This window comes from Desulfurispirillum indicum S5, from assembly GCF_000177635.2.
Lineage (GTDB): Bacteria > Chrysiogenota > Chrysiogenetes > Chrysiogenales > Chrysiogenaceae > Desulfurispirillum > Desulfurispirillum indicum.
In genome coordinates, this window is sequence record NC_014836.1 from 971,663 (window position 1) to 985,614 (window position 13,952).

The 13,952-nt window shown below is 58.7% G+C and carries 14 protein-coding genes; 4 read left to right on the forward strand and 10 right to left on the reverse strand.

What is annotated here, in order from left to right; all coding sequences use genetic code 11:
* Nucleotide 1: 1 nt before the first annotated feature.
* Genes SELIN_RS04605 through SELIN_RS04615 form a run of 3 tightly spaced genes read left to right on the forward strand, consistent with a single transcriptional unit; the run spans nt 2 to nt 1,833 of the window.
* A complete protein-coding gene (locus SELIN_RS04605) occupies nt 2-667 on the forward strand; it encodes a protein-L-isoaspartate(D-aspartate) O-methyltransferase (RefSeq protein WP_013505525.1) in 666 nt (221 codons plus the stop codon).
* Nucleotides 664-1,170, forward strand: coding sequence for a SixA phosphatase family protein (locus tag SELIN_RS04610; protein ID WP_013505526.1), 507 nt, complete (start codon nt 664-666; stop codon nt 1,168-1,170). Before SELIN_RS04605 ends, SELIN_RS04610 begins: the two co-directional genes overlap by 4 nt.
* Before the next feature lie 21 nt (nt 1,171-1,191).
* Complete coding sequence (locus SELIN_RS04615) at nt 1,192-1,833, forward strand: 3'-5' exonuclease (protein ID WP_013505527.1); 642 nt, start codon at nt 1,192-1,194, stop codon at nt 1,831-1,833.
* 68 nt (nt 1,834-1,901) lie between these two features.
* Here the strand turns inward: SELIN_RS04615 and gltX are convergent, their stop codons facing one another.
* The 9 genes from gltX to rpsU all read right to left on the reverse strand — a co-directional run bounded on the left by gltX (nt 1,902) and on the right by rpsU (nt 10,326).
* Nucleotides 1,902-3,344 carry a glutamate--tRNA ligase gene (gene gltX, locus SELIN_RS04620; RefSeq protein ID WP_013505528.1) on the reverse strand — a complete coding sequence of 481 codons (1,443 nt, stop codon included), beginning with the start codon at nt 3,342-3,344 and terminating at the stop codon, nt 1,902-1,904.
* Between the two features lie 258 nt (nt 3,345-3,602).
* Nucleotides 3,603-4,217 carry an NAD(P)H:quinone oxidoreductase gene (gene wrbA / locus SELIN_RS04625; RefSeq protein ID WP_013505529.1) on the reverse strand — a complete coding sequence of 205 codons (615 nt, stop codon included), beginning with the start codon at nt 4,215-4,217 and terminating at the stop codon, nt 3,603-3,605.
* A 101-nt stretch (nt 4,218-4,318) separates the two neighbouring features.
* A complete protein-coding gene (locus SELIN_RS04630; protein WP_013505530.1) occupies nt 4,319-4,981 on the reverse strand; it encodes an ABC transporter ATP-binding protein in 663 nt (220 codons plus the stop codon).
* Nucleotides 4,978-6,144, reverse strand: a complete 1,167-nt coding sequence (locus SELIN_RS04635; protein ID WP_013505531.1) for an ABC transporter permease — start codon at nt 6,142-6,144, stop codon at nt 4,978-4,980. Before SELIN_RS04635 ends, SELIN_RS04630 begins: the two co-directional genes overlap by 4 nt.
* Complete coding sequence (locus SELIN_RS04640; RefSeq protein WP_013505532.1) at nt 6,141-6,509, reverse strand: DNA-binding protein; 369 nt, start codon at nt 6,507-6,509, stop codon at nt 6,141-6,143. Before SELIN_RS04640 ends, SELIN_RS04635 begins: the two co-directional genes overlap by 4 nt.
* Before the next feature lie 820 nt (nt 6,510-7,329).
* Nucleotides 7,330-8,619: a trypsin-like peptidase domain-containing protein gene (locus tag SELIN_RS04645; protein WP_198007127.1), complete on the reverse strand. Its 1,290-nt coding sequence runs from the start codon at nt 8,617-8,619 to the stop codon at nt 7,330-7,332.
* A 109-nt stretch (nt 8,620-8,728) separates the two neighbouring features.
* Nucleotides 8,729-9,220, reverse strand: a complete 492-nt coding sequence (locus SELIN_RS04650) for a hypothetical protein (protein WP_013505535.1) — start codon at nt 9,218-9,220, stop codon at nt 8,729-8,731.
* A 16-nt stretch (nt 9,221-9,236) separates the two neighbouring features.
* Entirely contained in the window at nt 9,237-9,851 is a 615-nt protein-coding gene (yihA, locus tag SELIN_RS04655) for a ribosome biogenesis GTP-binding protein YihA/YsxC (protein WP_013505536.1), read from the reverse strand.
* 262 nt (nt 9,852-10,113) lie between these two features.
* A complete protein-coding gene (gene rpsU / locus SELIN_RS04660; protein ID WP_013505537.1) occupies nt 10,114-10,326 on the reverse strand; it encodes a 30S ribosomal protein S21 in 213 nt (70 codons plus the stop codon).
* A 162-nt stretch (nt 10,327-10,488) separates the two neighbouring features.
* On the opposite strand from rpsU, the gene SELIN_RS04665 reads away from it, so the two are divergent.
* Nucleotides 10,489-12,981: a heavy metal translocating P-type ATPase gene (locus tag SELIN_RS04665; protein ID WP_013505538.1), complete on the forward strand. Its 2,493-nt coding sequence runs from the start codon at nt 10,489-10,491 to the stop codon at nt 12,979-12,981.
* Between the two features lie 7 nt (nt 12,982-12,988).
* On the opposite strand, the gene SELIN_RS04670 is transcribed toward SELIN_RS04665, so the two are convergent.
* Nucleotides 12,989-13,861 carry a ParA family protein gene (locus tag SELIN_RS04670; protein ID WP_013505539.1) on the reverse strand — a complete coding sequence of 291 codons (873 nt, stop codon included), beginning with the start codon at nt 13,859-13,861 and terminating at the stop codon, nt 12,989-12,991.
* Nucleotides 13,862-13,952: the final 91 nt, after the last annotated feature.

A 13,952-nucleotide genomic window follows, 5' to 3' on the forward strand; every position in this document is an offset into this window, starting at 1 on the left:
TATGCTCGAAACCGCCCGCCACATGATGGTAGAGAAGTACCTGCGCAACCGCATAGAAGATGAACGGGTACTGAGTGTCATCGGAGAGCTTCCGCGCCATCTCTTCGTCGAGGATGCCCTGCAGGGACGCGCCTACAGTAATGACGCCCTGCCTATCGGATTCGGCCAGACCATTTCCCAGCCCTTTATTGTCGCCCTCATGACCCAGGAGCTGGAACTTTCCGGCCAGGAGACCGTCCTGGAAATCGGTACCGGCAGTGGCTACCAGGCTGCCGTGCTCTCCCACCTCGCCCGGGAAGTGCACAGTGTCGAACGCATTCCGCAGCTGGCGCAGCGCGCCGCTAAAGTCCTTCAGTCCATGCATATTGACAATGTCTGCGTGCATATCGCCGACGGCACTGCCATATCCGGTGACCAGCATCCCCTGCCGGCAAAATTCGACCGCATTATCGTCACTGCCGGCGGCAATCGTCAGCCAAGCTCACTTTTGCGCCAGCTGCATATCGGCGGCATTCTGCTCATTCCCATTGGCGACAGCCAGCAGCAAAGCCTTTTCAAATATCGCCGCATCAGCGAAGAGCGCTGGGAGCGGCAGAATCTCCACCAGTGCAGCTTTGTCAAACTGGTGGGCAAAGAGGGCTGGAGCCCTGGGGAGGATGCACCGTGAAACCGTACCTGCTCTATGTCACCCGCCACGCCAAATCCAGCTGGGATGACCCCGCCAGCCGGGATTTCGACCGCACCCTGAACCAGCGTGGCCTGGCCAACGCGCCACAGACAGGGCAGCAGCTCCTGGCCCGAGGGATACACCTGGACTCCATCGTCTCCAGCCCGGCAGTGCGGGCCAAGGCCACAGCCCAGCTCATCGCCCATGCAATGGACTATTCACCGGAAAACATTCTCTTCCAGCAGCGCATTTATGAAGCCAGCAGCAGCGACCTCGCCTCGGTGGTGGCACAACTGGACCCGGCGTGGTATAGTGTGCTCCTGTGTGGCCACAATCCCGGCCTCACCGACTTTATTACCAAGTACAGCGACCTCAACCTGGACAACCTGCCCACCGCAGCAGTCGCCGCCTTGCAATTTGAGCTGCCATGGAAGGACATCCATCGGCAAAAGGGCAAATGCCTGTTTTTCTACTCTCCACGGCAAGGCTTTATCGAACCATAGGAAAAAAGTGATACGAGAGCCATGAACCTGCACGCCCCCCGTTCCCTGGAACAGGACGCCATCTGCAAAGAGCACATTAACCAGCTGCCCCTGCTGGATTTCACAGGAAATATTGAACTGATCACCACGGAAGAACAATGCCACGAAGCACTGCCCGCCCTGCAGCAGTGCCCGGTGCTGGGCTTTGATACGGAAACACGTCCCACCTTCCGCAAGGGGCAGTTCTTCCTGCCCTCGCTGATACAGCTGGCAACCCATAACCACGTCTACCTCTTCCAGATCAGCCGCTTCAACCTGCCCGCCGGGCTGCTGGAGATATTCTCCAGCCAGCACATCGTCAAGGTCGGAGCCGGCCTGAACTATGATGTCAAGCAGCTCCAGCAGATTGCCGCCTTTGATGAACAGAGCTTTGTTGACATTGCCCACCTGGCGACCCGCCTCGGCATCAAACAGACCGGCCTGCGCACCCTGTGCGCCCTGCTCTTTGGCAAACGCCTTTCCAAAAAGGCCCGTTGCTCCGACTGGAGCCGCAAACACCTCTCCGCTGAGCAGATCAAGTATGCCGCCGCTGACGCCTGGATCAGCCGTGAACTCTATATGGCCCTCAACAGCCTTCTGGAAAAGCAGAACGCCTCTGCTGAACCCATGGTTTCAGGGAAGTAGAACCCCACAAAAGAACAGCCCGCGCCGCAAAAGCGGCGCGGGCTGTGGATTTCATGATTCCATTCCCCTCAATTCATCTGCTCCAGTGCCCAGCGCAGACGCCGGCAGACCACGGACTGGCCCAGCACCGGTACCAGCAGATCAAGCTCCGGACCACGGCACTTGCCGGTCAAAGCCACCCGCAGGGTCATAAAGAGATTCTTCCCCTTCACACCCACGACCTTGCCCGCTTCCTTGACCATATCCTTATACACTTCCCCATCAAGAGCCTGGGAGAGAGCTTCCACACGCTTCAACACCTCCTCGACCAGGGGACGGCTGGTTTCCAGCTGCAAAAACGCGCGGCCATCTTCCTCCAGGAGTGGATCGCGGTCGAGGAAAATGGGGTAATAGGTGCTCACATCTGCCAGCACCGTACAGTTGCCCCGGATAATATCAATCTCAAGCTGCAGCTGATTCTCGTCCTTGGCACCATCTATGAGACCTGTCTGCATCAGGTACGGTTTCATCAGCGCCGTGATGCGCGGCAGGTCGGCTTCGCGGATGTAGTGGGCGTTCATCCAGTCCAGCTTGGCGTTGTCGAAGACAGCGGCGGCGCGGTTGATGCGCTCCAGGCTGAACAGCTCGATGATGCGCTCCACGCTGAACAACTCCTCTTCGCTGCCACTGCTCCAGCCCAGCAGGCTCAGGTAGTTGACCATAGCTTCAGGCAGGTAGCCCTTTTCCTGGTACTGGCCCACGCTGGTGGCACCGTGGCGCTTGCTGAGCTTGGAGCGATCCTCGCCCAGAATCAGACTGACATGGGCGTAACGGGGGGGCTCCACGCCCAGGGCTTCGCAGATCATCATCTGGCGCAGGGTATTGCTGAGGTGCTCCTCAGCGCGGATGACGTGGGTGATCTCCATGAGGACATCGTCAATGCTGACACAGAAATTATAGACGGGCATGCCGTCGGAACGCATGATGATGAAGTCGCCGATCATGCCATCCTTGAAGGTGACGTCGCCGCGGATGATGTCGTTGAGGACATAGTCCCGCAGGGGCGCGCGAAAGCGCACGGTGGGCCTGCGTCCCTCTTTTTCAAAGGCGGCAGCCTGCTCCGGGCTGAGATTTCGGCAGCGGCCATTGTAGTGGGGGGTGATCTTCAGGCGGGTGGCTTCCTCACGGGAGGCTTCCAGCTCTGCATCAGTGCAGTAGCAGTGGTAAGCCTTGTCAGCCTCCAGCAGTTTGCGGGCGTATTCCAGGTAGATTCCGGTGCGTTCGGACTGGCGATAGGGGCCGTAATCGCCACCCACATCGGGGCCTTCATCCCACTGAACACCGAGCCAGCGCAGATCTTCCAGCACCATGGCTTCACTTTCACGGGTGCTGCGGGCCTGATCCGTGTCCTCCACCCGCAGGATGAGCCTGCCCCCCTGGGCTTTGGCATAAAAGTAATTGAACAGCGCAGTTCGCGCGCCACCCACGTGCAGGTGACCAGTGGGGCTTGGGGCAAATCGGACTCGTACCATCTTTATCTCCAGGGAGTATAATTTAACAGGCTGCTGAAAAACCCTCATCTGCGGCGTTGCTCGCTGTCGCTCGTCATTGCAACGTAGGGGGAGTGCGCTTCACTCCTCGCTCTGGGAGCGCCTTGCACCTGAGTATTTTTCAATTGCCTGCGAAGTTTAAGGGTTTTTCAGCAGCCTGCCAACAAAGCGAAAGGATGCCACAGCGGTGGCATCCCTTCAACAAAATTATCGGTCAGAAACCTGAGCGAAACGGCTTCTTCAGCAGCAGGTCAGCTTGCGGGCAATTCCTGCCACATACTCGCCCTGGAAGCGGGCGCCATCCAGTTCGTTCTGGCTGGGCTGCCGTGAGCCATCGCCAGCGGCAATGGTGGAAGCGCCGTAGGGTGAGCAGCCGGTGATTTCGTCCACCCGGGTCTGCCCCTGGAAGGCGTAGGGCAGTCCGGCCACCACCATACCGTGGTGCAGCAGGGTGATGTGGAAACTCAGCAGGGTGGATTCCTGACCGCCGTGCTGGGTGGCGGTGCTGGTGAAGACGCTGCCCACCTTGCCCACCAGGGAACCCGATGCCCACAGCTGGCCGGTGGCATCCAGGAACTGACGCATCTGGCCACACATATTGCCAAAGCGGGTGGGAGTGCCGAAAATAATGGCATCGGCCCACTCCAGGTCCTCAACGGTCGCGGTGGGAATGTGGGCAAAGCTCTTGCGGGCTTCCACGGCGCCCATCTTTTCCAGCACTTCAACGGGAAGGGTTTCGGGAACCTGCAGAAGCTTCACCTCTGCCCCCTCAACCTTTTTCGCACCCTCGGCAATTGCCTGGGCCATCTGATACACGTGACCATACATGGAGTAAAAGACAATGGCTATCTTCATGGCACACCTCGTTCACTGTTCACGGTTTTCAAAACATGCGGCACTGGCATCAAGAATATCCGATTCGACGCTTTCGGCAAAGGGCTATTTCTCCACGCAGCTCACTGCCTGCTGCAGATCTTTCCATCACGCAGGCGGATCACCCGTTGCGCCCGCTGCGCCAGCTCGTCGTTATGGGTGATCATGACCACGGTGATGCCCCGCTCGTGCAGAGAGCGCAGCAGTCCGAAAATCTTTTCGCTGTTCTCGCTGTCCAGATTGCCCGTGGGCTCATCGGCCAGGATGATTTCGGGGTTGTTCACCAGGGCACGCGCCACCGCCACCCGCTGCATTTCGCCACCACTGAGCTGTGAAGGGCTGTGGTTGATGCGATCTCCAAGGCCCACGGTTGCCGCCAGTTCTCGGATGACGGCGGGGTCGGCCTTCTTGCGTGAGAACAGCAGGGGCAAGGCGATGTTATCGAAGACGCTGAGGCCGGGAATCAGGTAAAACTGCTGAAAGATAAAGCCGATTTTCTCGCGGCGCAGGGCCACCAGCTGAGATTCACCCATGGTGTCCACCCGTGCGCCGTCAAAGTGCATCTGACCTTTGGTGGGCAGATCCAGGCAGCCGAGAATGTGCAGCAGGGTGGTCTTGCCGGCGCCGGAGGGGCCGACAACGGCAATCAGCTCACCAGCAGCGATTTCCAGATCGATTCCTGCCAGGGCGTGCACGTTTTCCACGCCACGCCGATACGATTTTTCTATTCCTTTGAGTTGTATCATCCTTTGATCGCCTCGATTGGGTTGATTTTCGATGCCTTCCAGGCCGGATAGAGGCCGGAGAGCAGGCCGACAACAAAGATAAAGGCAACGCTGCCAAGGGCTACCGACAGCTCAAAGCGCACCAGGTCTCCACTGGGCACGTAGGGCATCACACTGCGCACAAAGCTTTCAATACCACGGGAACCCAGCACGGCGATGATAATACCCACCACCCCGCCAGCCAGGGAGAGAATGGTGGTCTCCTTGAGAATCATGCGGAAGACATCAAAGCGTGAAGCACCAATGGCCCGCATCATGCCAAGCTCCTGTGTGCGCTCGAAAACCGCCATGAGGATGGAGTTCATGACACCGACGGCACTGATCATCACGGCGATCAGGGCGATGGAGATGCTCAGGGACTTGGCAGAAGCCGCCAGGTTGGAGATGCTGTTCATCACCTGCCCCATGGTCACGATCTGAATGCCGGGAACGGCTTTTTCCAGCGCCTCGGTAACCAGGCCCAGCCGTTCAGGATTGTCCACCTTTACACCAATGGCCGTGGCACCACCGGGGCTCTCCATCAGACGCTGAGCCGTGGCGATGGGGAAGTAGACAAAAGCGTCATCGGCAGAAGTGGTGTTGCCGATGACACCGGCAACATGGAAGAGCTCGTCCATCTGGGGGTAGCGGAAACTGTCGCCGGCCTTGAGACCCGTGTGCTGCGCCACCTCGTATCCCAGCAGAATTTCATGTGCACTGCGTGGAATGGAGCCTGTGATATCCCAGTCGGGTTTGATCTCCTCCAGCACCTTCATATCGACACCATAGATCAGGTCAATGCGCTTCTGGGCGGGGTTGGGCAGCTGGGCCACCAGAATGGGGGTTGCCAGCGCCACACCTTCGGTGGCGAGAACATGTTCCATGACACCATCGTCAATGTAGCGGGGAATCACGTTGCCATGGAGCACCAGGGAAGCCACCTCATGGGCACAGCCCGAGGGAACCACCATGAAGTGCAGCCCCGTCTGATCCAGCTGCTGGGCAAGACTCTGTTCAAAGCCGCGATTAAAGGAAAAGACCGCAAAGAGCACACCGACGGAAGCCGCGATGCCCAGCATGGTCAAAGCACTGCGCGTGCGGTGACGCAGGAGGTTCTGAAAAGCCAGATGCAGGGAACTTGTCATTTGAGTACCACCCCACTGGCAACCAGCAAGAGGTTGTTATTATAGGTCGTCAGCGTGCCCGTCGCGCGGGCATCGTGTCCAAGACGCGCAGGCAGAGAGAAGCTGTGACGGGAGAGGTCCACAAAGATCTGCCCGGTATCGTCCTTCAGCATGAACCAGCAGCCATTGGAGGTGCACTGGGTCTGTATAAAACCTTCCATGGTCACCTCGGTTTCCAGGAGATCCTTGTTAAAGAAGGCATCCTGAACCGTAATCACCGGAGCGGCGGGATTCACCCCTGATCCGTACACCTCTTCCTTGGTGCCACAGGCAACCAGCAGAAGGGAAATGGCAACCAGTGCCAGCAAGAGAGAAATTCGGTACATAGAAACTCCTTAAAATCAATTTACATACTCAGGAAAGGCAAGTGCCGCCTTTCACGTGCAATATTCAAGCCAGTAGAACAGCAAACTTAACTTTAGCACCCCCGAAACGGCAGGTTGTCGGTGCCGACCCTGATGCCATGCTGGAATGGCTGAAATGGTTGCATCTTTTGACATTCCGTTTCCATTTTTCCTTGCCACTTTTGGGTCGCCAAAAGTGGCGCAAAAGCGCCCCCCAGTGCTGCCCTTATCAGCCGTCCGCTTGCCTGGAACTGGGGACCGCAAACAACCGCCCTCCATGGCTTTTGGTTTGCGGTTGCCGCCCTCGTGGCGGCAACCCTGCGGGTCCATAGCGTTCCAGTCGGCGCGTTCTGGCTGGGCCAGCACACGGGGGAGAGGCAGAAGCAGGCCGTCCCCCCCTGAGCCCGTCCGGTGAGTGCGACGCCTGGCTGGCAAGACCCGAACGGGACACTCACAGGAAGTGAGTGGTCCGGCAGCACTGCAGGGATGCAGTGTCTGCTGGATCTCCAGAACAGGCGAGCAGGCGAGCCGGAAAAAACGGGCGTTCGGGGGGCGCGTTTTTCCGTCCTTTTTGCGCGGTCAAAAAGGACAATACCCGGAAAACGAAAAGTGGGATACAGATGAATCAAGCATGCAAAATCAATACGGTTTCCGCGCGGTAAATGCCAGAGAAATAATACCATAACCCAGGGCGACAAGGTGCGAAACTTCAGATCAACGCAACTCTTTCGCATACGGCTCTCACCCCGCAGCGCGGTGCGCAGCCCCTGCCCACCTGCGCAGGAATTGCGCAGGTGGGCATTCAAAACTGAATACGCGTCGTCTGTCGCCCGCGCGCCACTTCCATCACGCCCCCCTCTTTGGCACGAACCAGCACAATGGCTTCAGCCAGCAGCTGGGGAGAGTTGATGGGAATATCGTCTATGGTGAGAACGCGATCGCCGGGACGAAAGCCTGCCCGCTGCGCCCAGCTTCCACTGTGGACCCGCGCCACCTCCATACCACGCTGACCGGAGGTGGCCTTCAGCTCAACGCCCAGCCAGCGGGCCAGCACCAGAATGCCGTAGGTGTCAGGTGCCCTGCGGGCCTGCACCCTGGTATGAAAAACGCGGTTTTCCCGCCACACTGTCAGGTCGATCACATCATCGGCCGTGTAGTCGTGAATACCCATCACATAATCAGCGGCCCCGGTCACCGGCATGTTCCCCACCGCCAGAATCACATCCTGGGGCTGCAATGCCTCGCCGCGAAACAGGGAGGGATTCGCCACTTCGGTAACAGCCACGCCACGATTCCTGGGCAGCTGTGACCCTATGGCGGAACGCAGCTGCGAAGAGAGCTCCTGCACCTCCACCCCGATCCAGGCGCGATCAAGGGTGCCATGGCGCAGAATGTACTCGTAAATGCGCATGGCCCTGTTCACCGGTATACTGAAACCAATACCCTGGGCGCGCCGGTACATGGCCGTGTTGATGCCGATGACATCTCCATGGATATTCAGCAGCGGCCCGCCACTGTTACCGGGGTTAATCATGGTGTCCGTCTGGATGAGGTTGTGGAACACCACTCCATCTCCACGAATGGAGCGGCCAACCGCAGAGATGATTCCCGTGGTAACCGTATTGGAAAAACCAAAGGGGTTGCCAATGGCGATTACCGGTTCACCGATAAACAGCTCATCGGAGTTACCCACCCTGGCGCAGCCCAGATCGTGGGGCGGATTTTCCACCGCCAGTACCGCGATATCGCTGCGGGAGTCGCTTCCCAGAATACGCGCCTTGAATTCACGGTGATCGCCAGTGAAAATCGTGATATCCGTAGCCCCCGCTACCACATGGGCATTGGTGAGAATATGCCCATCGCAGCTGATAAGTACCCCCGAACCCAGAGAACGGGTGGTGTAGGAGCGACGAAAGCCCTGAAAGAAATCGCGAAAGAACTCATCGAAAAACGGATCGTTCATCACAAAGGGCGTTGCCGCAGTCTCCTTCACCGAGAGGGTGGAAATATTCACCACAGCCGCGCTGACCTGTTCCACCGCGCGCACCACCGGCGTGCGCCGCAGATCATCGGCAGCCAGGGGAAATGGCACCGCCAGAAAGAGCGGCACCCAAAGGAGCAGCGCAAGCTGACGCCAGCCTCTGGGGCACCAATAAAAAAAGGCAGTAGAAACTACTGCCTGAATATTTCTCAAAGGGAAATCAGTCTTTTTTGTTCTCATCGGCAGTCACCGGCGTCTCAATACGCCCTGAAATAGCGACATCATCGGCGTGGTACTCCTCAGGGCTGTCGCCAGGCTGTTCCGCCTGCTCCTCCTGAGCAGGATTGCTTTCGCGGGGAGGCTCATCGGGAGTGAACTCACTGAGGTCACTGGCCAGGTTCAGCTCTTCCAGCAGCGCCTGATGCACGGAGATTTCGGCGTCGATCTTTTCGATCTCCTCAATCAGGGAAAGGAAGTTTTCATCAAACTGCAGATTACCACTCTTCAACAGATCGTAGGTCAGAGTGCCAAGCTCCTCAAGCTTGTTGGACTTCTTGCGCTGCGCGTTGATGATATCGAGCTTGATCTTGCCCATCTTGGTCAGTTTGACAGCTTCGACCTTGCTCTTGTTAATGCCCTTGATAATACTCTCGTACACTTTGTCCAGCGATGAACGGGAACCGTCCCTGGCCTTGGCGTCTTTGCCTTCCATATCCTGAACCTCCACGTTATTCGGGTTTGCTGTTGGAGACCACTATTCCGCGGCGGGTAATCTCCTGCCAGAACTCCTCTATACCATACTTTGCCGTTGAAGAAAACGGCAAGACACCCGCCTCTTTGCCATAGACTTTTTTCAGCCCGGCCACCTGCTTCTGCAGCTGATTCTTTGTCAGCTTGTCCGCTTTGGTAGCCACAATGAACACGGGAACCTCCAGCTCCTGCAGCAGGCTGAACATGCGCAGATCGTTTTTCTGCGCCTCGTGACGAGCGTCCACAATCATGATAGCCAGAGCGATATTCTCGCGCCTCTCCAGGTACTCGTACAGGCTGCGGTTCCATTCATCGCGCATGCCCGTAGGCACACGGGCAAACCCGTAACCGGGAAGATCCACACAGTAAAGATCGCCATTGACATCAAAGTAGTTGATCAGGCGCGTACGCCCCGGTGTCTTGCTGGTGATGGCAATATTTCTGCGACCGGTCACCGCATTGATCAGGCTCGATTTTCCCACATTACTGCGCCCCAGGAAGACGATTTCCGGGCGATCTGGCACCGGGCACTTGGCCAGGGATGGCGCCGAGGTGATGAACTGCACCTGGTGGGGCGTATAGGACTGGGGCATGGCAGCTCCTCTCACGGAAAGTTAACGGATGGGGAGGGGTTCAGCAGCCAGCTAACAGCCACTGAAATACCTCAAACCAGGCAGGCAATTGAAAAACCCTCAGGTGTCAGGCGCTCGCGGAGCGAGGAATGAAGCGTACTCCCCGTACGTTGCAATGACGAGCGACAGCGGGCAACGCCGCAGATGAGGGTTTTTCAATGGCCTGCTAAGGAAAAGGGGAACCTTTCGGTTCCCCTTCATGTCAAATGAATACAATGGGTGATCAGCCTTGGAGCCGACGCATTTTGTTCAGAAGCTTCAGCTGCTTGCGCTTGGCTTTGAGTTTTTTGCGCCTGCGGGCTTCCGTGGGTTTTTCGTAGAAGGTGTACTTCTTCATTTCGCGAATCAGGCCTTCGCGTTCAACTTTCCGTTTGAACGCCTTCAGCGCGTCATTGACCTCTTCTCCATCAACCCGGACGTAAGCATTAATCGGCACGGTACAATCACCCCATTTCTCTTAAGAATTTTTCGAAACTGCATATATACAGAAAACACAAGGACCTGTCAATGAATTTCACTGTGGGGTTTTCCTGTGAGCCGAAAAGCAGTATGCTGCAAATTAGATTACTCTATTTTACTCTCTGAATTGGAGGTCCACATGGATTCCCAGCAGCTTACCATAGGTATCCGCGGCATGACCTGCGCCGGCTGTGCCGGTCGGGCGGAAAAAGCCCTGCAGGCCGTATCCGGTGTCACCAGCGCCACGGTCAATCTGGCCACCGAACAGGCCAGCGTCACCTTTGACAGCAGCGCCACCACGACCAGCGCCATCGTTAACGCCCTTGAACAGACCAACTACAAACCCATTACCGAACAGCTGAGCTTCGCGGTCCAGGGAATGAGCTGCGCCACCTGCGCCGGGAAAGTGGAAAGGGCGCTCATGGGACTCAGCGGCGTTGCCGACGCCAGCGTCAACCTGGCAACGTCCCAGGCCACCGTCACCTATGTGCCCGCCAGCGTCACCCCTGACCAGCTGCGCGAATCCGTGCGTAAGGCGGGCTATCAGGTGGAACAGGTCCAGACAGCCGACGCCACACCTCAGATTGACCGCATTCAGCAGCAGCGCCATGAAGAATCCGGTGAACTGCGCCGCAGCCTGCTGCTGGCAGCGATCCTCACCATACCCATCTTCGTGCTGGATATGTTCCCCATGTGGATACCGGCCCTGGAGCAGTGGCTCTTCCAGCAGATATCCCCGCGTACTCTTCACTTCCTCTTCTTCGTCCTGGCCTCCATTGTCCAGTTCGGCCCCGGCTGGCGCTTCTACCAGAAGGGCTGGCCCGCCCTGCGCAGCGCCGCCCCCGATATGAACTCCCTGGTCATGCTGGGCACCAGCGCCGCCTATGGCTACTCCGTCATCGCCACCTTCCTGCCCGGCATTCTGCCCGCTGGCACTGTGCACGTGTACTACGAAGCATCCACCGTCATCATCACCCTCATTCTGCTGGGTCGCTACCTGGAGGCTCGCGCCAAAGGGAAAACCAGCCAGGCCATCCAGAAACTCATCGGCCTGCAGCCCCGCACGGCCCGCGTGGAGCGTGATGGCCGCGAACTGGATCTGGACACGGCCCAGGTAGTGCGCGACGACACCGTCATCGTGCGCCCCGGCGAGCGCATCCCCGTTGATGGCATGGTAGTGGATGGCAGCTCCTATGTGGATGAGTCCATGATCAGCGGAGAGCCGCTGCCCGTTCACAAGGAAACCGGCAGCGAAGTCATCGGCGGCACCGTCAACACCACCGGCAGCTTCCGCATCAAGGCCACCAAGGTCGGCGCGGATACCGTGCTGGCCCAGATTGTGCGCATGGTGGAGCAGGCCCAGGGCTCCAAACTGCCCATCCAGGCCCTGGTAGACCGGGTCGTCCTCTACTTTGTGCCCGCCGTGCTGGCCGCCGCCGCCTTCACCTTCTTCATCTGGCTGCTGATCGGCCCGGCCCCGGCCCTCACCTTCGCCCTGGTGAACATGGTCGCCGTACTCATCATCGCCTGCCCCTGCGCCATGGGCCTGGCTACCCCCACATCCATCATGGTGGGCACTGGCAAAGCCGCTGAAACCGGCATCCTCTTCCGTAACGGCATCGCCCTGCAGCACCTGCGTGAAGCCACGGTGATCGCCCTGGATAAAACCGGCACCATCACCCAGGGTCAGCCGCAGCTGACCGATATCCACATCGCCGAGAGCTTCGAGAAAACCGACGTCCTGCGCCTGGTAGCCTCGGCGGAAAGCAAGAGTGAGCACCCCGTCGCCCAGGCCATCTGTCAGTACGCGCAGCAGCAGGGAGCAGCCCTGACGGATGCCGCCAGTTTCCGCGCCCTGCCAGGGCTTGGCGTAGAGGCCACCATTGACGGCCAGCTGGTTCAGGTGGGTGCCGACCGCTATATGCAGCAGCTGGGGCTCGACCTGTCCCCATTCGCCGCCATCGTGACCCAGCTGTCCGATGCCGGCAAGACTCCGCTCTACGCCGCCATTGACGGCACCCTGGCCGCCACCATCAGCGTCTCGGACCCCGTCAAACCCTCCAGTGCCACAGCCATTCAGGCCCTCCACGCCATGGGCCTGCGGACCGTTATGATAACCGGCGACAACCAGCGCACCGCCCAGGCCATCGCCAGGACCCTGGGTATTGACGACGTGCTGGCGGAAATCATGCCCGACGGCAAAGCGGACGCCGTCCGCCAGCTGCAGGACAACGGCAGCAAGGTCGCCTTTGTGGGCGACGGCATCAACGACGCTCCTGCCCTGGCCCAGTCCGACGTTGGCCTGGCCATCGGCACCGGCACCGACATCGCCATTGAATCCGCCGATGTGGTCCTCATGTCCGGCGACCTGCGCAATGTGGCCAACGCCATCGCCCTCTCGCGGGCAACCCTGCGCAATATCAAGCAGAACCTCTTCTGGGCCTTTGCCTACAACACCAGCCTCATTCCCGTCGCCGCCGGCATTCTCTATCCTGTGGCGGGCATCCTGCTCTCACCCATGCTGGCAGCCCTGGCCATGGGACTCTCCAGCGTGTGCGTCCTCAGCAATGCCCTGCGCCTGCGTCACTTCCGTCCACCAGTGCGAATGCAGGCCACACCCTCGAACCCGTGACACCCGCTCACGGGTTTCGCCCCAGCCGCTCCAGAATCTCCAGGCACAGCTTTTCATAGAGCTGTGCTATCTGGGGCGAGTACTTCTGGCGAAAATCGAGATGGGCCATCTCCGGTTCAGCCGATTCGGCTATCTTGGTCGCGTTGGGAATCACCGTGAAAAACGGCTCCGGCAGAACATCCAGGGGAGCCTGCCGCTGAGCGGCATGGATGACGATCTTCTTGTGCAGCGATACCTGCACCCGGTACATGGACCACAGCGTCCCCAGGGGCTGAATCCGATGGCGCGCCTGACGAATGCGATCCATCAGCGCAAAGGCGCCCCGTACCGCCAGGCGATCCGGCACACAGGGAATCACATAGCTGTCGGCCACGGACATCAGGGTGCGCACCTGCAGTGCCATACTGGGTGGGCAGTCAATCAGGGTATAGTCGAAACTCTCATCCAGCCATTTGCGCAAATAGGCCTTGCGCTTTGCGAGCTGCCCATGGAATGCCGCCGTGTCGTGGTACCCTTTTTTGGCCTTGGCCATATTGGTACTGAAATCCTCAATACGGCTTGAGCACGGCAACACCATCAGCGTTGGCGGCTCGCCTTCCACCATGGGAGCGCTTACGGCCGGTTGCAAAAAGGCGTTGAACTGGCGGGCGGAAAACTCGTCATCCAGCATGGCGGCCAGCAGATCGTGCAGCGTCGTGCGACGCTTCTCGCTGCGCATCTGCCCTTCCTCCCCCAGCAGCAGCTCACCCGCCATGCACTGATGGTCCGCGTCTATCAGCAGCGTGCGCTTGCCCATACTGGCCAGACACTCGGCAACCGCCACCGCGTTGGTTGTTTTTGCAACGCCTCCTTTGAGATTGATAAACAGAATCACCGCCATGTCATTTCCTCCTGCGCGTATCTGCCACAACATACCACACAAAGCACCGAGGTTTCTCCGTGTACCCTGAAAGAAAAAATTCCTCCCCACA